Source organism: Flavobacterium psychrotrophum, from assembly GCF_003403075.1.
Classification (GTDB): Bacteria; Bacteroidota; Bacteroidia; order Flavobacteriales; family Flavobacteriaceae; genus Flavobacterium; species Flavobacterium psychrotrophum.
The window spans coordinates 3,126,550-3,148,386 of sequence record NZ_CP031557.1 but is presented as its reverse complement, the minus strand read 5'-3'; the positions used below and the strand labels follow the sequence as shown (position 1 = coordinate 3,148,386).

16 protein-coding genes are annotated in these 21,837 nt (G+C 41.4%); 12 read left to right on the top strand and 4 right to left on the bottom strand.

Annotated elements, in window-relative coordinates:
* Positions 1-13 precede the first annotated feature (13 nt).
* From DYH63_RS13545 to DYH63_RS13515, 7 genes are all read left to right on the top strand, one after another.
* Entirely contained in the window at positions 14-3,052 is a 3,039-nt protein-coding gene (locus tag DYH63_RS13545; RefSeq protein ID WP_116789311.1) for a SusC/RagA family TonB-linked outer membrane protein, read from the top strand.
* A 12-nt stretch (positions 3,053-3,064) separates the two neighbouring features.
* Positions 3,065-4,537: a RagB/SusD family nutrient uptake outer membrane protein gene (locus DYH63_RS13540; protein WP_116789310.1), complete on the top strand. Its 1,473-nt coding sequence runs from the start codon at positions 3,065-3,067 to the stop codon at positions 4,535-4,537.
* 11 nt (positions 4,538-4,548) lie between these two features.
* Positions 4,549-6,096 carry a hypothetical protein gene (locus DYH63_RS13535; protein ID WP_116789309.1) on the top strand — a complete coding sequence of 516 codons (1,548 nt, stop codon included), beginning with the start codon at positions 4,549-4,551 and terminating at the stop codon, positions 6,094-6,096.
* A 3-nt stretch (positions 6,097-6,099) separates the two neighbouring features.
* Positions 6,100-7,764, top strand: a complete 1,665-nt coding sequence (locus tag DYH63_RS13530; protein ID WP_116789308.1) for a family 16 glycosylhydrolase — start codon at positions 6,100-6,102, stop codon at positions 7,762-7,764.
* A gap of 109 nt (positions 7,765-7,873) precedes the next feature.
* A complete protein-coding gene (bglX, locus tag DYH63_RS13525; RefSeq protein WP_116789307.1) occupies positions 7,874-10,174 on the top strand; it encodes a beta-glucosidase BglX in 2,301 nt (766 codons plus the stop codon).
* A gap of 9 nt (positions 10,175-10,183) precedes the next feature.
* Positions 10,184-10,948: a glycoside hydrolase family 16 protein gene (locus DYH63_RS13520; RefSeq protein WP_116789306.1), complete on the top strand. Its 765-nt coding sequence runs from the start codon at positions 10,184-10,186 to the stop codon at positions 10,946-10,948.
* Positions 10,949-11,909: 961 nt separating this feature from the next.
* Complete coding sequence (locus tag DYH63_RS13515) at positions 11,910-13,469, top strand: Fic family protein (protein ID WP_116790836.1); 1,560 nt, start codon at positions 11,910-11,912, stop codon at positions 13,467-13,469.
* A 502-nt stretch (positions 13,470-13,971) separates the two neighbouring features.
* Here DYH63_RS13515 and DYH63_RS13510 read toward each other — a convergent pair.
* Complete coding sequence (locus DYH63_RS13510) at positions 13,972-14,220, bottom strand: hypothetical protein (RefSeq protein WP_116789305.1); 249 nt, start codon at positions 14,218-14,220, stop codon at positions 13,972-13,974.
* A gap of 366 nt (positions 14,221-14,586) precedes the next feature.
* Here DYH63_RS13510 and DYH63_RS13505 point away from each other — a divergent pair, with 366 nt between their 5' ends.
* The 5 genes from DYH63_RS13505 to DYH63_RS21490 all read left to right on the top strand — a co-directional run bounded on the left by DYH63_RS13505 (position 14,587) and on the right by DYH63_RS21490 (position 19,129).
* The gene (locus DYH63_RS13505; RefSeq protein WP_240408996.1) at positions 14,587-15,678 is read left to right on the top strand and encodes a fatty acid desaturase family protein; all 1,092 of its coding nucleotides are present in this window, start codon (positions 14,587-14,589) and stop codon (positions 15,676-15,678) included.
* A 9-nt stretch (positions 15,679-15,687) separates the two neighbouring features.
* On the top strand, positions 15,688-16,935 hold the full coding sequence (locus tag DYH63_RS13500; protein ID WP_116789303.1) for a cation:proton antiporter: 1,248 nt from the start codon (positions 15,688-15,690) through the stop codon (positions 16,933-16,935).
* Between the two features lie 199 nt (positions 16,936-17,134).
* Positions 17,135-17,446: an RNA-binding regulator gene (gene rbp / locus DYH63_RS13495; protein ID WP_116789302.1), complete on the top strand. Its 312-nt coding sequence runs from the start codon at positions 17,135-17,137 to the stop codon at positions 17,444-17,446.
* Between the two features lie 233 nt (positions 17,447-17,679).
* Entirely contained in the window at positions 17,680-18,795 is a 1,116-nt protein-coding gene (locus tag DYH63_RS13490) for a DEAD/DEAH box helicase (RefSeq protein WP_116789301.1), read from the top strand.
* Positions 18,796-18,868: 73 nt separating this feature from the next.
* Positions 18,869-19,129, top strand: coding sequence for a hypothetical protein (locus DYH63_RS21490; protein ID WP_205528250.1), 261 nt, complete (start codon positions 18,869-18,871; stop codon positions 19,127-19,129).
* Between the two features lie 477 nt (positions 19,130-19,606).
* On the opposite strand, the gene DYH63_RS13475 is transcribed toward DYH63_RS21490, so the two are convergent.
* The 3 genes from DYH63_RS13475 to DYH63_RS13465 form a co-directional block, all read right to left on the bottom strand.
* Positions 19,607-20,605, bottom strand: a complete 999-nt coding sequence (locus tag DYH63_RS13475) for an NADP-dependent oxidoreductase (protein WP_116789299.1) — start codon at positions 20,603-20,605, stop codon at positions 19,607-19,609.
* An 87-nt stretch (positions 20,606-20,692) separates the two neighbouring features.
* Positions 20,693-21,025, bottom strand: a complete 333-nt coding sequence (locus tag DYH63_RS13470; protein WP_116789298.1) for a DoxX family protein — start codon at positions 21,023-21,025, stop codon at positions 20,693-20,695.
* 36 nt (positions 21,026-21,061) lie between these two features.
* Positions 21,062-21,826, bottom strand: a complete 765-nt coding sequence (locus tag DYH63_RS13465) for an SDR family oxidoreductase (protein ID WP_116789297.1) — start codon at positions 21,824-21,826, stop codon at positions 21,062-21,064.
* Positions 21,827-21,837 lie beyond the last annotated feature (11 nt).

The window sequence follows — 21,837 nt, the reverse complement described above, 5'->3', positions numbered from 1 at the left end:
CACTTTTAACCCTATGAAGTCAAAACTATTCTTGATTGCTTTCATGCTTTTCTCGGCCATATCCTTTGCACAGGATATTGAGGTAAGCGGGAAAGTAACAGAAGCGGCTACCGGTTTGCCTATGCCCGGTGTAAGTATCGCTTTAAAAAACACTACGGTGAGCACGGCCACAGACCTTGATGGTAATTATGCCCTCAAAGTACCAAAAGGATCTACACTTATTTTTAGCTTTATTGGTTTTCAAACCATAGAGCAGGTAGCAAACACATTATCAATATCACTCGCCCTAAAGGAAGATGCCAAAACCCTTGAGGAGGTAGTTGTTATTGGTTATGGTACCCAAAAAAGGAAAGAAGTTACAGGTGCTGTAGGCTATGTGGGCGCAGAAACTATTGAAAAATTAAAACCTGTAAAAATTGAACAGGCACTACAAGGTACTGTAGCTGGCGTAAATGTAACTACTACATCTGGTGCGCCAGGAGCACCTCTTACTGTGCGTATAAGAGGTATTGGTTCTAACGGTAACGCAGATCCTTATGTACTTATAGACGGCTATGTGGGCGACATAAATACCTTAAACCCTGGAGATATCGAAAGCATTTCAGTACTTAAAGACGCGCAGGCTGCGATCTACGGCGTTTTAGGTGCTAATGGTGTTGTATTAATCACTACTAAAAAAGGCCGTAAAAACCAAAAACCGCAATTAGTATATAATGTATACAGCGGTTTTCAGGAAACATCACGCAAACTCCCTACTCTTAACGCTACTGAATATGCAGCGCTCTTAAACGAGAGTTACGCAAATGGCGGGCAGGCATTGCCTTTCCCTAATTTAAGCGGACTTGGCAAAGGTACTGACTGGCAGAAAGAAGTTTTTGGTAAAGCCGTTCCTATGGCAAGCCATGATCTTACATTAAGTGGAGGGTCAGAAACCATAACATATTCGGTAGGTGGCTCGCACATAGACCAAAAAGGTATTGTGGGCGATGGTAAGTCTCAGTTCGAAAGAAACACAGGCCGTATTGCCCTGGGTATAGACATTACACCAAAATTAAAACTGAATACTAACATTATTTATACTCAATTGTACAGAAATTCATTGAGTGAAGGTGCTTTAGGTTCAGTGTTATTTAATGCGATCAACGTTCCTGCTACACTTAAACCTTATGATGAAAATGGCGAATATACATTAGTGCCAAGCACAACAGGTTTTGGTACAGAGATCATCAATCCGCTGGCGCAGGTGGCCAATACTTATAACGACTACAATCTGCGCAAGCTTAACGGTACTATTAATGCAGATTATGAAGTATTAGACGGGCTTAAGTTTACAGCAAGGTTTGGTTTCAACACCGGCAACAACCGCAGCCGCACATTTCACAAGCAGATAAGCTATGGTGGTAAAATTTATGATGTACAGCGCAGTAGTGTAGACCAGAATGCCATAAACGACAACGATTTTACATTTGACCTTTATGGTACTTATGAAAAAGTATTTGCAGAAACGCATCACTTTACATTTACAGCGGGTACAACCTTATATAAAACCTATGGTGAAGCCCTTTATGCTACTGGCTATGATATACCTTACAACAGTTGGGAATTTGCAGATATAAGTTTAGCAAATGGTTTGTCTGATGCCAAGAGCAACAGCTCATATGTATATGATGTGCGCAGGGTTTCTCATTTTGCAAGGCTACAATATGATTATAAAGGCCGTTACCTGGTTTCATTTATGGGCCGCCGAGATCTTTCTACCCGTTTTGCTCCAGAAAACAAAGTTGCTTATTTTCCATCGGCTACAGCAGGCTGGGCACTTTCAGAAGAGCCTTTCTTTAATAAAGACGGCCTTGTAAGCTTTGCAAAATTAAGGGCAAGTTATGGTATACTGGGTAGCGACGGTAACCTTGGGTCTGCCATATATTTTCCGGGTCTTAGTGGCGAGGCAATGTATGTATTTAACAATACGCTTACAAGCGGTGTTGCAAATGGTGTAGTTCCTAACCGTCTTGCGCGTTGGGAAGAATCACGCAAGTTTGACGTGGGTGCAGACATTAACCTTTTCAAAAATAAGGTTACACTTACTGCAGATTATTTTAGCGATACCCGTAAAGACCTTTTGGTGCCAAACATACCTACCTCAAGCATTATAGGTATAGGTGCTCCGGGAGCAAGTGCTCCTACGGTTAACGCCGGAACGGTAAAAAATTCAGGTTTTGAATTTGCAATTGGTTATAAAGATAATATTACCGATAATTTCAAGATGGATGTAAACTACAATGTTTCTTTCATTAATAATAAAGTTACCGAGGTAAATAACGGTACAGGTTTTTACCCGGGCGGTACTTTTGGCCTGAGCGACCAGCCATCGCGCATGGAAATTGGTAAGCCTATGGGATATTTCTATGGCTATAAAATGGAAGGTATTTTCCAGAACCAGGCAGAAATAGACAATGCACCATCTCAGGCAGGCCTTGGCTCTACGTCAACATCTCCGGGAGATATCAGGTTTAAGGATGTTAACGGTGATGGTATTATTACTGCTGCCGACAGGACAGACCTTGGTAACCCAATTCCTAATGCTACAATGGGCTTTAACATTACCCTTCACTATAAAGGTTTTGACTTTACAGCTTATGCATTTGCATCTTTAGGTAATGATATGATAAGAGCTTATGAAAGGGATGTGCCTAATGGTAACCGCCTTAATTACGTTCTTAACCGCTGGACGGGCGAAGGTACAAGCAACAGTATACCACGTGTAACTACAGGAGCTACTAATAATAAGGTTTTCTCATCATATTATGTTGAAGATGCTTCGTATTGCAGGATACAAAATGTGCAGCTTGGTTATACCCTTAACCCGGAATGGACTAAAGGCGCCCTTAGTAAGGTAAGGATTTATGCAGGTGTAAACAACCTATACACCTTTACCAAATATATGGGATATGATCCGGGAGCTTCTAATGGATCGCCAATTGGCGGTGGTATAGATTACGGTTTTTACCCCGTGCCAAGAACATATTTGATAGGCGCCAACATTAATTTTTAATTCTCACACAACATGAAAAAGAAGATATTAACAGCTATAGTAGCTTTTACAATATTAGGCTTCTCAACAACATCGTGCGATGATTTTGTAGATACCACGCCAAAATACCAGTTAGACTCTGATGCTTATTTTAATTCTGAAGAAGATTATAACAAAGCACTTATAGGTGTATATGATATACTGCAATCTACTTATGTAAATGTATTACTGGGCGAAATAGCCTCAGATAATACACTTGCCGGCGGAGAGAGTGCTACAGATACACCGGGTTTTCATCAGGTAGACCAAATGAACCATAATCCGGTAAACCCTAATCTTAAAAACGTTTGGGACTGGATGTTTGCCGGTGTAAGCCGTGCTAACTACATTATGGAATACCAGGATAAGACCGACTTTGAAGGTAAAGAAAAAGTAATAGCGCAAACACGCTTTTTAAGGGCATACTTTCATTTTGAACTGGTAAAATGGTTTGGAGGTATTCCGCTTAAAGGAGATACCAGGTTTGTTGTAGGCGACGAAACGTCTATACCGCGTGCCACAGCTGCCGAGGTATATGCAACTATAGAAGAAGACCTGTTATATGCCATAGAAAATATGGAAACCGGCGCTCAGGAAAAAGGGCGTATAACTAAAGGCGCTGCGCAGGCATTGCTTGGTAAGGTTTATCTGTATCAGAGTAAATACCAGCAGGCGGCAGATGTGCTGGAAACGCTTATCCAGACTAATGCCTACACACTGGTGGCAGATTACAATACCATCTTTGAAAACGATGGAGAAAACGGTACCGAATCGGTTTTTGAGGTACAGTATTCAGATCAGGAAGGTGCCGGTTTTGGTTGTCTTCAATGTAGTGAAGGTAACGTAGCTGTAGGTTTTAACGGTCCAAGGAATTTTACCGGTCCGCTGTACGATTCGGGCTATAGTTTTAACATTCCTACCCAAGAAGCCTATGATATTTATGAGCCGGGCGATAACCGTCGTGATGTGGCTATACTAAATATTGCAGATTTTGTAACTGCAAATCCCGGTACCACTTATGGTATAGGTTATGAGCATACAGGTTTTTTCAACAAAAAGTACATACCAAGGCAGGGCGACCTTAACCTGGGCGATAGTAAGCTTACTAACCCTAACAACTATAGGGCAATACGTTATGCAGATGTATTGCTTATGGCAGCAGAGGCTTTCAATAAAATAGGTAACGACGATAAAGCCCGTACTTATGTAAACCTTGTAAGGGCACGTGCCTTTGGCGATAATAACCACAACTTTGTAGCTAGTGGCAGTGGTCTGGGCGACCAGATATTTGATGAACGCCGCAGAGAGCTAATGGGCGAGGGGCACCGCTTTTTTGACCTTGTGCGCACAGGACGCGGCAAGTTGATACCAAACTTTACAAAAGACAAAAACGAACTGTTTCCTATTCCTTACGAAGAAATACAGTTCTCTAACGGTAACTGGAAGCAAAACCCAGGCTACAACTAAAATATGAGCTAATGAAAAATCTTAAATATATAATAAGCATATTGTTTGTAGCCATAATATTTGGTTGCAGCGACGACAGCAATGGCGATACATCTTTTGCAGATAATGCAGAAGCGCCAAAGAACATTACAGCGCTTTTTACCATAGCTTCAGATAATTCAGGCAGGGTTACTATTGCCCCACATGGCGAAGGTGTAACAGCCTTTGAAATATTGTATGGAGATGGTACTACAGAGCCTGCTAGTTTGCAGGCTGGCGAGAAGGCACAGCATGTGTATCCTGAAGGTACCTTTACAGTAAAAGTTACTGGTATAGGCATCAACGGTAAAAGGACAGAAGCTGAGTTTCCGCTTACCGTGTCTTTCGTAGCGCCAGAGAACCTGGCTGTAACTATTACAAACGTAGTAGGCAGTCCGCTAAAAATAACAGTAAGCGCTACAGCTGACCTTGAAACTTACTTTAAGGTATGGTTTGGTGAAAATGCCGCTGCAGAACCCATAGAGTTTAACGAGGGCGATACCATACCTTACACCTATGCTGGTATTGGTACATACACAGTTACAGTTATAGCCTATAGTGGTGGTGCGGCAAACGCTACATACACACAGGAGGTTACCATTTCAAATCCGCTTAACCTGCCTATAGATTTTGAAAGCGCTAACCTTAGTTACAACTTTACCACCTTTGGCGGTGCAGTAGCAAGTGTGGTAAATAACCCTGCGGCAGGAGGCATAAACAGCAGTGCAAGAGTAGGCAGCATGATACCGGCGGCAGGACAAACCTGGACAGGCGGTTACCTAACCCTTGATGCTCCTATTGATATGGCACAGCATTTCTTCAGGATAAAAGTATGGTCGCCGGCGGCAGGTGTTCCTGTATTATTAAAGCTTGAAAACCTTACAGACCCTAATACCAGTGCAGAGCATATTGTAAATACTACCGTAGCAAACCAGTGGGAAGAATTAGTTTACGACTTTACAGGCGCTACTGCCAGCTATTCTAAAATGGTGCTATTCTTTAATGCAGCTAATGCAGGTACGGGAGATACGTACTATTTTGATGACATCGTACAGGCATCATCAGGTGTTGCCATAGGTATGCCACTTACCTTTGAGCAAACTCTAAATCTTACCTGGAATAACTTTGGGGGAGCAATAGGATCTAAAGTTGCAAACCCTAATGCTACTGGTATTAATACATCATCTCAGGTAGGTAAGTTTGTTAAAAATGCCAATTCTGAAACGTGGGCAGGTATAGCTATACCGTTTGATGCACCTATAGACTTTACTGTAATGAAAAAGGTAAAAATGAAAGTTTGGTCTCCTGCGGCGGGTATTACTGTGCTTATGAAGTTCGAAAACATGAACCCGCACGTAGCAGGTGATGATATTGAAAAAAGAACTACAACAACTGTTGCTAACCAATGGGAGGAAATAACTTTTGATTTTACCGGAATAGATTCGTCTAAAAATTATCAGCAAATGGTACTGTTCTTTAACTTCGATATAAGAGGAACAGGTGAAAGCTACTACTTTGATGATGTAAAACAAGCAAACTAAAAAATGAAAGAGAAAATTAAGAATTTAGGAACACTATTGGTGGCATTTATGCTGCTGCTGGTAGCGGGGTGCCAGGACGATGATAACAGTTTTGGGTCTTTAACAGCACCTACTAATTTAGAGCTGGGCTATACCATTGCCGGTAAAACAGCAGACAATCCTAACGGCGATGGCACAGGAAACGTGGCGCTTACAGCCCATGCAGACAACGCTATAACCTATAAATTTATATATCCTGACGGTACAAGCACTACTTCACCTACCGGATCATATACCAAGCGCTTTACAACTACCGGCATCAACTCGTATGATGTTACTGTAATTGCTTACGGAAGGGGTGGTGTTTCTACGACAGGGATGATTACTGTAGTAGACGTGTTAAGTCTTTTTGAAGATCCTGTAACTGTAGCTAAGCTTACGGGCGGCACTAGTAAAGTATGGTACTGGTCAGCAGCAGAAAAGGGACACCTTGGTGTAGGCCCTAATACCGAAACCGGAAATAACTATTATGCTGACTGGTATATGGCTGCTCCGTTTGAAAAAGCAGGATCAGAATCTAGTAGCTGTCTTTACAACAACAAACTTACGTTTACTAAAGATGGTAACCTGCTTAAGTTAAGTCTTGATAATGGCGGTTCTACTTTCTTTAATGGTGGCTACACTAGTGTAGGTGGCGGTACACAAACAGATGATACCTGTTTGCCTTACAATACAGCAGGTCAAAAAACAGTGCTTCTTGAGCCTGCACAGTCTTATGTGCCTGATGCGTTTTCAACAGGTACGCAACTAAACATTACGGGCAATGGTTTTATGGGCTATTACATAGGTACGAGTACGTATGAGATACTTGAACTTACAGATAATCGCATGGTAGTGCGTGCCGTTCAGGGTAATAACCCAGGGCTTGCATGGTACCATATTTTAACAACCGAAGATCCTAACGGTACGCCAGATCCTGTGTATACTAACCTTATGTGGGCAGATGAGTTTGATACTCCGGGTGCTCCTGATACTACAAAATGGAGTATGGAAAGCGGTAATAATAACGGCTGGGGTAATAACGAGCTTGAATACTACCGTGCAGAAAATGCTGTAGTATCTGACGGGACATTAAAAATTACAGCTAAAAAAGAAACATACCAAGGGTACCAGTACACTTCTTCGCGTATGAATACTCATAATAAGTACGACTTTAAGTATGGTCGTGTATCTATAAAAGCCAAGCTGCCTACAGGTGGTGGCACATGGCCGGCACTTTGGATGCTGGGCAGTAATTACCAGACTAATTCATGGCCTGCCTGTGGCGAAATAGATATTATGGAACATGTAGGTAATCAACAGGATTTAGTACACAGTACATTGCATTACCCTGGCCACTCCGGAGGGCAGGCAGATACAAGTTCTAAAACAATAGCTGGCGTATCTGACGGTTTTAAAATATATGAACTTGTTTGGAGCGATTCTGTAATGAAATTCTATGTAAAAGATACTGAGACTTCTGCTCCTGTACTTATAAAACAATTTGCAAATTCTGCAGCGCACCCTTATTTTAACTGGAACTTCTTCCTGATATTTAACGTAGCTGTAGGTGGCAATATGGGGGGTAATGTAGATCCTGCATTTACCCAAAGCAGCATGGAAGTAGATTACGTTCGTGTATATCAATAGCAGTTCTGCAAACATCTATCCAAAATTCAGATTACCCGGGTAGCATCGGAGGTTAGCATAGGCTAACCTCCGAATCTATCGGGCCATTTACAACACATCCGAAAAACTGATGAAATACAAATTTCCCCATTACCTTTTTATCGCACCGCTAGCCATAGCACTAAGCTGCGGCGGTACAAAAAACACAGGCATTTCCTCAGCCAAAGAAGAAAAATTACCCATAGATCGCAAAGTAGATTCTGTACTGGCACTAATGACCCTTGAGGAAAAAGCAGGCCAGATGAATCAGTATAATGGTTTTTGGGAAGTTACAGGCCCCGCCCCAAAAGATGGTGCGGCAGCCTTAAAATATGACCACCTTAAAAAAGGATGGGTAGGTTCTATGCTTAACGTTAAAGGCGTTAAAGATGTAAGGGCATTACAAAAAATTGCGGTAGAAGAAACACGTTTGCACATACCTCTTATTTTTGGGTTTGATGTAATACATGGTTACAAAACAATTAGCCCCATTCCGCTTGCCGAAGCCGCAAGCTGGGATTTAGAGGCGATGCAGCACTCTGCCGAGATAGCCGCTGCAGAAGCAGCCGCCAGTGGCCTTAACTGGACATTTGCCCCTATGGTAGATGTAAGCCGCGATGCCCGTTGGGGTCGTGTAATGGAAGGTGCAGGTGAAGATCCTTACCTTAACAGCCGCATTGCAGAAGCACGTGTAAAAGGATTTCAGGGCAACCTGGGCGAGTTTAGCGTTGCTGCATGCGTAAAACACTTTGCAGGCTACTCCTTTGCCGAAGCCGGCAGAGATTATAACACGGTAGATATAAGCGATAATACGCTTCACAATATAATATTACCCCCTTTTAAAGCTGCCTCAGAGGCAGGGGCGCTTACTTTTATGAATTCTTTTAACGAGCTTGAAGGTATTCCGGCAACGGGAAATGCTTACCTGCAGCGCGATATACTGAAAGATAAATGGAATTTTAAGGGCTTTGTAGTTTCAGACTGGGGAAGCATGGGCGAAATGATTTCGCACGGCTACGCTAAAGACATGAAAGAAGCAGCCATGAAAGCAGCCAATGCGGGTTCTGACATGGATATGGAATCTTATGGTTTTGTAACGCACCTGGCCGCTTTAGTGCGGGAAGGAAAAGTTAGCGAGGCAAATGTAAATGATGCAGTGCGTCGCATACTGCGCGTTAAATTTATGATGGGACTTTTTGATGATCCATATAAATATTGCAATGAAGCCCGCGAACAACAAACTATTGGAAAAAAAGAGTTTCATGATGGTGTACTCGATGTGGCTAAAAAGTCGATTGTATTACTCAAAAATGAAAAAAATCTTCTGCCTCTAAAAAAGGATGGGCAAAAAATAGCAGTTATTGGTGCTCTGGCAAATGACAAGACAAGTCCTTTAGGTAGTTGGCGTATAGCTGCTGCTGATGGTACTGCGGTGTCGGTACTCGAAGGTCTAAAAAAATATACCGGTAATACGCTGACATATGCTAAAGGGGCAGATGTTGCCGTGGGTACTATTGCCTTTGGCAGTGAGACCCATATTAATATGACCGATAAAAGTGGCTTTGCAGAGGCTGTTACAGCAGCTAAAAGTGCCGATGTTATAATAATGGTACTGGGAGAACACGGCCTGCAAACCGGCGAAGGCCGTAGCCGTGCTGACCTAAGCTTGCCGGGTGTACAGCAAGAACTACTGGAAACGGTTTATAAAGCGAACCCAAATATTGTTTTGGTTCTTAACAACGGGCGCCCGCTTACCATACCATGGGCTGCTAAAAATATACCTGCTATTCTAGAAGGCTGGCAACTGGGTACAGAGGCTGGTAATGCCATTGCACAAGTTTTGTATGGCGATTATAACCCAAGCGGAAAGTTGCCTATGAGTTTCCCGAAAAGCATAGGTCAGGTTCCGCTTTATTATAATCATAAAAGCACCGGACGTCCCGGTAATGGGCAGCCTACAGAAAGCGTGTTCTGGTCTCATTACATTGATATAGATAATGCTCCCCTATATCCTTTTGGCTATGGGCTTAGCTATTCTAAATTTGAATACAGCAACCTGAAAATGAGCAGTAATAGTTTCTCTAAAGATGGAAAGATAACAGTGTCTGTAGATGTAAAAAACATTAGTGGTGTAGAAGGTAAAGAAGTGGTTCAGTTATACCTGCAAGATCTTGTAGCTTCTGTAACCCGTCCTGTAAGAGAACTAAAAGGTTTTGAACTTACAGCCATTAGGGCAGGACAATCAAAAACCGTTACCTTTACAATAGATGAAAAGCTTATAGAATTTTATACTGCTAATAAAAAGTTTGAAGCTGAACCGGGTGACTTTAAACTCTGGATAGGAGGCGATTCTAACACCACTATGGAAGCATCATTTACATATACCAATTAATTTAAATTTATGAAAAAACTATCTGCAATACTTTTACTTACAGGCCTGGTATGCTCAGCACAGGTTAAAAAAGGGAAGCTTATATGGGAAGAGAATTTTAACGGTAAGGCTCTGGATGAAAAAGTGTGGAACTTTGAACTGGGCAATGGTTGTCCTGACAATTGCGGTTTTGGTAATGCCGAGAAACAAACGTATACCAAAAGCAACCACAAAGTAGAGAACGGATTTTTAACCATTACAGCTAAAAAAGAAGGCGATGGCTATACAAGTACCAGAATAACTACTAAAGGCAAGAAGGAGTTTAAATATGGCTATATGGAGGCACGTGTAAAGATTCCTGCCGGCAAAGGTATATGGCCTGCATTCTGGATGCTTGGCGGAAATATTGACAAGGTAGGATGGCCTCTGTCTGGAGAAATTGATATTATGGAATATGTGGGGCGCGAACCGCATATGGCTTATGCTACGCTACATACTAAAGAAACGCATGGTGAGCATGCTAACGGAAGAAAACAGGAATTTAAAGGCCTGGAGGAAGGTTTTCATACGTTTGCCACAAACTGGACTAAAGATAAGATTACGTTTTATGTAGATGAGGTTGAAATTCACAGTTTCGCATCTGACAGTAAATCGGCTGAAGTATGGCCGTTTAACCAACCGTTTTATTTTATTCTTAATTGTGCTGTAGGTGGCTATTTTGGAGGAATGGAGGTTGATAACAGCATCTTTCCGCAGGAATATGTGATAGATTATATCAGGGTATATGGCAATTAAATAATTTTATAGTTTTCTATTGTACATTAAGTTTAGTTAGGAAAATGAAGAACCGTCTCAGTTTTTGAGGCGGTTTTTTTGCATACAAAGCCTGGTGCTGATTTAGCAGGTTTTAAATATCTTACTGTATTGAAGTCCTATTACACTAAATTATTTTATGGCTTTCCTATATTCAGGTTCTGATCTGCCTGTTGTAAAAGCATAAACATCTACTACGGTCAATATTTTTTCAACTATCGCTAAATCAGCCGCTATTGCTAATTGTAATAAAATCAACCTTATTTTATGGCTTTATAAGGCTTAGAAGTAAAATACAAAAGATTCAGGAATGATATGAAAAACTATTGTAGGGAAATGATTGGGAGAATTAAATTTAAAAACCTTCTAAAACATTTGTAGTTAATGTTCTAGAAGGTTTTTATGTGACACGATGGGATTCGAACTTATCTCTAAAAACCCAGTAAAACCTGGCTATTTCAACCTCCATAATAAAAGTGCCACGAAAGGCGAGAGTCCGGCAAACTACTCTAGTAAGTGTTTTTAAAGTGCTGATTTTCAAGTGTTTTGTTTGGTGTTTTTTGATTTCTTGTAATCCAAGTACCATACCATAGCGAAACAGCCTTTATCTACCTTTTGCCAAGGCTTATTTAACGACTTATTACATACAATAATTCATTCCAAATATATGTATTTTTTGTCTGTAATGTTAATAATGATAATGAAAAAGCAGCGATCAAAATGATGAATTTGAATGAAAGTAAAATAATAAAGCATGATTTAATAGAAATACTACAACAGAATTTAATAAATTTGCTACAGCAGAATTTAATAGAAATACTACAACGGAATTTAATAGAAATATTACAGCAGAATATAATAGAGATGCTACAGTAGCATATAATAATGATAATTATATACGATGCTATGATAACTCTTGGTAATACATAAAACCAACAATGCTATGGCAATACGAAATGAAAAATTAGCAGAGGCATTGCAGTTCCTGCACAGCTTACAGCAAGAAGGTGCCGTAGGGATATATACTGATGAAATACCTAACAGGCGGTACAGGGAACTATTGCAAAAGCATGGATTTATAAAAGAAGTACTTAAAGGGTGGTATATTCCTTCAAATCCCGATGAAAAGAAAGGTGAAACTACTTCATGGTACACATCTTATTGGGATTTTATTGCTAAATTTTTAGGCCATCGTTACGGGGACAATTGGAGCCTGTCCCCTGATCATTCACTACTTTTGCATGCGGGTAACAACGCAGTACCTAAGCAGTTGATCATTCGTTCGCCCCAGGCAAATAATAATCCTACACAGTTGGTCCATGGTACATCTATTATTAATCTAAAGGGGAACCTTCCGGATCCCGAGCATATTATAGTAGAAAAAGGCATTCGTATTTATGATTTGCCTACAGCCCTTATTTATTGTTCATCGAGTTTTTATACGCATAATCCTATCGATGCGCGTACCGCACTTTCCATGATCCGTGATGCTTCGGAAGTATTGCCACTACTATTGGAAAATGGACATACTACTTATGCCGGACGGCTCGCTGCTGCCTTTAGGAACATCGAGCGCGATCGGATTGCAGATCAAGTTGTAGAGACCTTTAGGCAGGCCGATTTTATCATAAGGGAAGACGACCCCTTTGAAGTGAAATTGACGCTGAACCTTCCGCCAAGGGAAAGGTCTGCCTATGCCAACCGAATCCGATTAATGTGGCAGCAGATGCGTGATGTAATCCTTTTAAGATTTCCCGCACAGCCAGGCCTGCCCAAAGATGCAGACGCTTATCTTAATGATGTAGATGAGATATACGTAACTGATGCTTACCATTCACTATCCATTGAACGCTATACGGTAACACCGGAGCTTATTGCTAAAGTGAGTAGTGGTGAATGGGATTTTGAAAAAAACAAGGAAGACCGCCAGCAACGCGATGCCATGGCTGCGAGAGGATACTATCAGGCATTTTTAAGTGTCAAGGAAAGCATAATGGCAATAATGCAAGGTGCAAATCCTGGTGCTCAGGTAGATATGGACCATTCAAAATGGTACAGGGAGCTTTTTGACCCAAGCGTCGCGGTAGGGCTGCTAAAAGCTTCAGACCTCGCAGGTTACCGCAGGCATCAGGTATATATTGGCAATTCACAACATGTGCCATTAAGCGTGGACTCTATGCGTGATGCTATGCCGGTACTCTTTGAATTACTTGAACAGGAGCAGGAAGCTTCCGTCAGATCGGTTTTGGGGCATTTCATTTTTGTATTTATCCATCCCTACATGGATGGTAACGGCCGTATGGGCAGATTTATTATGAATGCAATGCTTGCCTCAGGCGGGTACCCTTGGACTGTAATACCTGTAGAACGTCGGGAAGAATATATGCAGGCGTTAGAGCATGCAAGCGTTGGGCAAAATATAGAGCCATTAACACTCTTCATTGCAAGTCTAGTCCAAGCCAGTATGGACGGTAAAGCTATCGCGAATTTACCTGCACAGTGAGGCATAATAAAAAAGCTATCCATTTATTTTTTTACGTAGATTGTGATTGTTAGATGGCACGAATACCTTTGTGCGAGCTACAGTCTGTCGTGTTATTGTAGGACTAAAATCTCTTCCTTTAAGGCCGGTAAAACTAAAGGGAGTTTTATCTTTTCTATATTGTTTTTTTTAGTTATTTACGTCTTTAAATTAGACTTAATCCTGTCGCAATCTTAGTACGTATTTGCGACAAAAAAATACGTTTTCCAGTTCTTCTGCTACTTGATTTTAATTAAAAAACGTAACTTAGGCTTAAGCGCGGCGGCGATTGAGAGTTAAGATACTACCTTCACTTGCACCTGCTTATGACCTGCTTAACGTCGCTATTGTAAACCCGGACACAATGAGGAACTCGCCCAAACGTTAAGTGCAAAAAAAGAAAATTTAGCAGGAAACATTTTGAGCAATTTGGTTTAGGCCTTGGATTAACCCCATCAGATTACAGGTTCTTTCCGAAGATTATTTAAAGACAAAGTAGCTGTTGATCATTGGCTAAGTGAGTCCTTTTTACCGCCGGTGCTGCAAGGCTTACCTGGATTTGGTCGACCAGCGATACACAAAGCTTGTATAGTGTACAAGTGAATGCAGAGACTAAAATTGCATGGGAAGAAATGTTTACAATAGCTTCTTCTTTATCGTTGGGAATCATCAATTCATTGAAATGAATGGTGGAAAAATAATCAGGTTTATTTCCAAACTGTGCTTTTTCCATGGCATTAGCCTATATTTATGTGTTGGTCTTTAAATTCCGTGTAGCCATATTTGCAGTAGAATGTTAATTGTCTTTTTCTTCGAATAGAAATTGCTTTTATTCAAGCACCAATTAATTACTAAGTAGAGATAATGTATTTGATTTCTTTTTCTAAAATTTAATTTTGAAAAATTTCAATCTTAGGGTGTATCCATTCAAAATACAATATAATAAGAATAATACGTTATCTTTGTATACTTCAACAAAGGAACACTTCCGAAAAAAATATTGGAACCCCAATACTATAGAATGCCCTCTCACCGTCCTGTCTTATCGATTGCATAGTGAATTTAAGGTTGTAGCTATGTCGTTATCATGACAAAACGTTTGAAATTTTCTCCCAGTTCTGCTTTTTTCACAGCAGTCAGGCAACGGGTAGATGCCCACTTTGCCGAAACAGGAAAGCATAAGCATGCTAATACTGCGATGTGGGTCAAAACCCTGATATTCCTGGGCGGCTTCTTTGGTTGTTATGCGCTTATTATATCCGGTATGTTACCAACTTTTGCCATGTTTGGCCTTGCAGTGCTTTTAGGCATGTTCAGTGCTTTTGTAGGCTTTAATATCTGCCATGATGCCATACATGGGGCGTTCTCATCCAATAAGTATGTCAACAAAGCGCTCGGTATGGTGTTCAACCTTCTTGGAGCCAGCCCTTACATCTGGAATATCTCACATAACGGCGTGCACCATACTTTTACCAATATACCCGGTCACGACGAAGACCTTGTTATTGCCCCGGGGCTGATACGTATTGAAGAAGATGACCCCAAAAGAAAAATTCAGCGCTTCCAGCATTGGTACGCATTTCCCCTTTATGGGTTAGCCAGCCTGTCATGGGTTTTTCGTAAGGATTTCATTAAAATCTTCCAAAAGAAGATAGGACAGGTTACCGTAAAGCATCCGGCAAAAGAGTATTTTAACCTGTTTGCCTCGAAAGGGCTTTATTACTTCCTGTTCATTATTGTGCCATTGCTTGTTTTAAATATTACATGGTGGCAGTTCATCATTGGTTTTATTGCTATGCACCTTACACAGGGGCTTACCATGGGGCTTGTATTTCAATTGGCACATGTTGTAGAAGAAACGGATTTCCCGGATGCAAACCCTACAGGCACTATGGAGGAAACATGGGCGGAACACCAGATGCATACTACCGCCAATTTTTCCTCTGATAGCCCCATGGCAGCATTCTTCCTTGTTGGACTGAACAGGCAGATAGAGCACCATTTATTTCCAAAGGTTTGCCATATACACTATGCCGAGATTGGTAAGATAATAAAGCAAACGGCACATGAGTACGGTTTACCTTATATTGAAAGTCCTACTTTCTTTTCCGCAATACGTTCACATTATCGCGTCCTGAAGAAGTTTGCCCGGGAAGCTGCACCTTCAAAAGTTACTTACAAGCCAGCTTAAACATAACCTATGGATTTTTTACAACTGATAACCCTCCTGGTGGTGATAAGCGCCGGTGTTTCCTACCTGAACCAGCGTTTTGTAAAGCTGCCTGGCACTATAGGTGTGGTTGCTATCTCAGTGGTTGTCTCTATTGTTATTGTAATCATCGGCAAAACCAATAATGAGTTTTCTACAAAAATAAGAGATGTCTCAGCCGGAATGGATTTTTCAAGGATATTGCTCGATGTAATGTTGGGTTTCCTGCTCTTTGCAAGTGCGCTCCATTTTGACTACCAGAAATTGCGAAAACAGCAGTGGCCTGTTTTTGCGCTAAGCACGTTGGGGGTATTCATGTCAACGGTCATTTTCGGGTTGTTGCTCTATTATCTGTGCAGCCTTTCCGGCATTGCACTTCCGCTTGTATATTGCTTTATATTCGGCGCATTGATATCGCCGACCGACCCTATAGCAGTAGGAGCAATACTGAAACATTCTAAAATATCGGAAAAGCTTTCGACTGTCGTTGCGGGTGAGTCGCTTTTCAACGACGCTATAGGCCTATTGCTTTTTGTACTGCTATTGGAATTTGTGCAACAACCCGAAGCTATGTTAAGCATCAGCACTGTTGGCAATTTACTTTTGCATGAGATCCTTGGCGGTATCCTAATCGGGCTGCTGGCCGGTTATATGGGTTATAAATTGATAAAATCTATACAGGATTTCCAGACCATACTCCTGTTGTCGGTAGCACTGGTGCTAGGCATATCGTTCCTCGCTAATTACTTCCATGCTTCAATACCGCTTGCCGCAGTTTCGGCAGGGCTTATCATCGGCAACAACAGCTTTCACACGGACAAAGTATCGGATAATTTCCTGCTAAAAATGTGGAAAATGATTGACGAAGTACTTAATACCATCCTCTTTGTTATGATCGGCCTGCAATTGGTCGCCATGCCTTTTTTAGAGGAATACTGGCTGCTCGGGCTTTTTTCAATAGTCATTATACTGATTGCAAGAATCATCAGCGTTTCGCTGCCTGCACTGTTCCTTTTAGGTAAGCTAAACTTCAACAATGTTTTCATCCTGGCATGGGCCGGGCTGCGTGGCGGTATCTCCATCGCAATGGCTTTGTCGCTCCCTGAATCACAATACAAAGAAGGTATACTTTCAGGCTGTTATTTTATAGTACTGTTTTCCACCATAGGGCAGGGCTTATCCCTAAATAGACTGATCGCTATATTAGACAAGAAAGACCTTAGACGTGGCATGGAATGATGCTTTAAAGTTTAATTTGTTGATTTTCAATTTTTTATTTTAAAAGTTTTTAAGATAAACTGGCATTGCTATTTATATTTGGCTTACCTTTGACCATATTGGTTCTCTGCCAATGCTCACTCTGATAAGCAAATTTGTCCCTTCTTACTCTTCAGTTCAGGCGTTCCAGTTGCCTTATTTAATTTAAACAAATTACATTATGAACATTTATGTAGCAAATCTGGGGTATAGTACCTCAGAAAATCAGGTGCGCGATGCTTTCGCTGCCCACGGAGAAGTAACTTCCGTAAAATTAATCATTGACCAGGTTAGTGGCCGTGCTAAAGGATTTGGTTTTGTAGAAATGCCAAAGACCTCAGAAGCGGAAAAAGCGATAGAAGAACTGAATAATTCAAGGTTGGACAGCCAGGTAATTGTGGTAAATGAAGCCCGTCCAAAACCGGCTAATTCAGGTTTCGGTTCTAACCGCGGAGGCGGTGGCTATTCAAGGTCTAACGACAGAAGATACTAAACTCATTTATATAGATAAGAATGGTTTAGGCCGTTCTTGTTTTTTTCTACCTTTTGAATTTTCTATTCCTATAATAGTGACAATTTTTGTTTATAAAATTCATCTGGTATTGAATGGACGTCGCCCGGATTCATTCTCTGCATCGGTACCATCCTGAGAATTTTCAGGCCTTAAATACCTCTTTGGTATTTAGGCTACTACTTTAAACAAAAGCCATTACGGCACACTTTATCATGACATTTGAAAATTTAAATATTTCAGCACCCATACTAAAAGCTTTGGGTCAGCAAAATTATACAACACCAACTCCCATACAAGAGCGAGCCATACCGGTAATCCTTTCGGGTAAAGACCTAATAGGTTGCGCCCAGACCGGCACGGGTAAAACCGCCGCTTTTGCAATCCCTATTTTACAACAACTGGCAGGCAGGCCAGCAAAAAAAACAAAAGCGATACGGTCGCTTATACTTACGCCCACCCGTGAACTGGCAATACAGATCAGCGATAACTTCACATCTTATGGGCAGCATCTTACCTTGAAACATATTGCCATTTACGGAGGAGTCTCGCAATTCCACCAGGTCAAGGCACTACGTAACGGCGTTGATATATTGATAGCCACGCCCGGCAGGTTGCTGGATTTAATACAACAACAATATATTGATCTTTCTAACCTTGAAATATTTGTACTGGATGAGGCAGACAGTATGCTCGACATGGGCTTTGTGCGTGATGTAAAAAAGATCATTACTAAACTTCCTGCACAAAGGCAAACGCTGTTTTTCTCTGCGACTATGCCCAACACCATACAGCAATTGGCTGACAGCCTGTTGCAAAACCCTGAATACGTGAGCGTAGCCCCAGTATCTTCCGCTGCAAAAACCGTAAGCCAGAGCGTTTACTTTGTAGATAAAAGGGATAAGGAAAAACTGCTGACGCATATTCTTAATGGTAATGGAATTTCGCGTTCGCTGGTATTTACCCGCACCAAGCGTGGCGCAGACCAGCTGGTAAAGCTTCTTGTAAAGGAAGGCATATTTGCAGCAGCTATCCATGGTAACAAGTCTCAAAATGCAAGGCAAAAAGCATTACAGGGTTTTAAAGTTAACCAGCTGCGTGTACTTGTGGCTACAGATATTGCAGCGCGTGGCATTGACATTGACGAGCTCCCACACGTGATTAACTTTGACCTCCCTGATGTACCGGAAACTTACGTACACCGAATTGGCCGTACGGGTCGTGGCGGTAATAGCGGCACGGCGGTATCATTTTGTGGAAATGAAGAAAAAGCAGACCTGAGGAGCATCGAAAAACTCATTGGTTTTAAGCTACCGGTTTCTGCTTTGTAATGCGTTCAGGCAACCAACAGGCAAGGTAATAGACAATAATACAGTATTTCACTTTTTAAATCATTCATATACGATGGCAGATTCTTTTTTTAAGAAAGAAAATAATAAAAAGAAAACTTTAATAAAGAAACAAAAAGCACAGAAGCGGGAGGACAGGAAAACCAATAACAATAAAGGTAAAGGTATTGAAAGCATGATCATATACGTGGATAATAATGGTCATTTTACTTCAGTTCCTCCTGAAAAACGTGAAGTAGAAAACGAAAAGGGAAGTAACACTGAAAAAACTTCACAGAGAATTGCACATTTTTCACAAAAGCAGATTGGAAAATAACACCAGGATAGTACCAAATCTTCTAATAATTTATGTGCATATGGAGCAATTCAGTGTTGATAATCTATTTGTACATCCGCCTAAGGTGCGTTTACTTTTAGATTATTTCGTGAACTATATTTTTAAAGTAAACTTAATTGTTCCAAATCCTTTAAAATGTTTCATATTCTGTACCTTCAGGTGCATAAAAAATCGAAAAATCCCTCAAAGTCATTGATTTTTAGGGCTTTTTCGATTCGATCAGTTGCTGTTATTAAAATAGATTTATTCCTGTGTTGTTTCTTATAAAAGTAACGGTTTGAGTGGGACAGCGTCAATTTTGGCGGTCCAAAACCAATAGCAAAAAGTACTTTCCACTTGAAATTCTTATTGATATCGCACGTTTTACTTTTAAAAACTTTTATTAGTCTGCCCAGCGCTGCAACACAACCATTCCTCAGAGCCACCTGTCCTGTGAAATCGTACTGCTTTCATTTCTTATTTAATTTTCATGACTACTTTTCCTTTAGCTCGGCCGCTTTCTACGTATGTTATGGCTTCTTTAATTTGGGAAAACGGAAAGACCTTATCCATTACAGGTTTTATGATACCTGCATCGATCAATGCTGTTATTTTCTTGAGTTGGCGGCCATCCGCTTTCATGAAAAGGAATGAAAATCCAACCCCCAGTTTTTTTGCTTTTCGACGTGTACCGGCACTCAGCATACGCATTAGCAGTTTCAGGTACCATGGCAATCCGGCCTCGTTGGCAAACTCCGGCGTAGGCGGGCCTGAAATAGAGATCAACTTCCCACCGGGCCTGAGTACCCTCAGCGACTTTTCAAGGGTTTTCGCATCCTGGCTGTGCAGTACCAGGTCATAGCCATTTAACAGCTTTTCAAAATCATCTTTCCTGTAATCAATTATTACATCTGCACCAAGATTTTTAACCAATGCTGCGTTGCCGGCACTTGTAGTAGTAGCTACGGTTGCGCCCAGATGTTTCGCTAACTGAATAGCTACGGTACCAACACCTCCCGAGCCCGCTTGAATAAATACTTTCTGGCCTTTTTTAAGCTGCCCTTTTTCGACCAGTGCCTGCCAGGCGGTTAATGCTACCAAGGGTATTGAAGCGGCTTCTTCCATAGAAAGTTCTTTTGGTTTTAACGCCAGGTCGGCTTCGGGTACTGCGATGAACTCCGCAAAAGTGCCAATATGATAATCGGAAGGCCGGGCATATACCTCGTCGCCCACCTTAAATCCCCGTACACCTGTTCCCACTTTGGTTACCACACCCGCAAGGTCATGGCCCAATATGAAAGGGGTTTTGTACGGTAACAGCATTTTAAACTCGCCTTGCCTGATCTTGGAGTCCAAGAGGTTAATACCGGCAGCATGCACTTCTACCAGTACCTCGCCAGCTTTGGGTGTGGGGGAGGGTACCTGGCTTATATGCCCTCCATCTTTTTGATATTTTTCTATGACAAATGCTTTCATTATCTATCTTTTATTTTTTTTTAAATACTGGAACTATAATATATTCTGGTTTGCTGAAGAATAGCCTTTTATCCGGTGATAATAATGTTATGACAAGAGCAGGAAAAAGGAGGGTATCAATGGGAAAAAACTTTTCGATATACCATCGATTGCCATATGTGCAATAGTCCCGGAAAGGAAAGTAATACCGAATCCGAAATATGCCCATTCTTTAATCCTTGCCGGTATTACAGGAATCAATAAGGCTATTGATCCGAGTACTTTCAGCACACCTAACTCTATCCTAAAATAGTCGGGTAATTCAAGGTGCTTAAACACGCCCACCATGAAAGGGCTGGTAAAATACATATATCCCGATGATGCCCCTGTGGCCATAGCCAATACTGTTGTTGTCCAATACAGAACCTTTATTTTTTTCATGACGTATGATTTATCTGCAGTGTTTGTGTTGAGCTGTTACCTAAGTGCATCGAATGCCTTTTTAGGGTTAATTATCCCATAGACAGTATTGGGCAACAGGCGGTTAAGCACAGATACGATTTTTGTATCACCCACACGGATTGTGAATTGGTCATTTTGCATGCCTTTAATAAGGGCATTGACTAATTTTTCCGGGCTGATCTTTTTATCCGGACGGTCTGCCACCATATCGGTGTCTACCAGCGGTGGAAGCAACTCATATACTCTGACAGTGCTGTTGAGAACTTTCAGGTGTGACCTTAATGTTTTAGTATAGGACGATAAAGCCGCCTTTGAGGCAGAGTAGGTAGCTTCCAACACCGAGGGTACAATGCTGAGAATGGAAGTAGTATTAATAATTGCTGCTTCAGGCCGCTTCTTTAACTGCTCCATAAAAAGGTTATTAAGTCGGATCACACCGATATAGTTTACCTCCATTTCATATAAAGCACCAGCTACATGGCTATGATGGGCGTTACCCAGGTTTAACGGTGGTACACCTACACCGGCGTTGTTGTACAGTATATCGATACCGCCGAGTGTTTTTACCTGATCAAATAGCGCCTGTGCATCTTCGGCTTTAGCGGCGTCACTCTGTATGGCAACTATTCCGGGCAGGAGTTGTTTGGCAGCATCCAGCTTCGCCTGATTGCGCCCTGTAATAATTACCTTATTACCCAGCCCATGAAATTGTCTTGCAGCTTCAAGCCCAATGCCCGATGCCCCGCCTGTAATCAATATTGTTTTGCCTTGTAAGTTCATAAGTACATTAT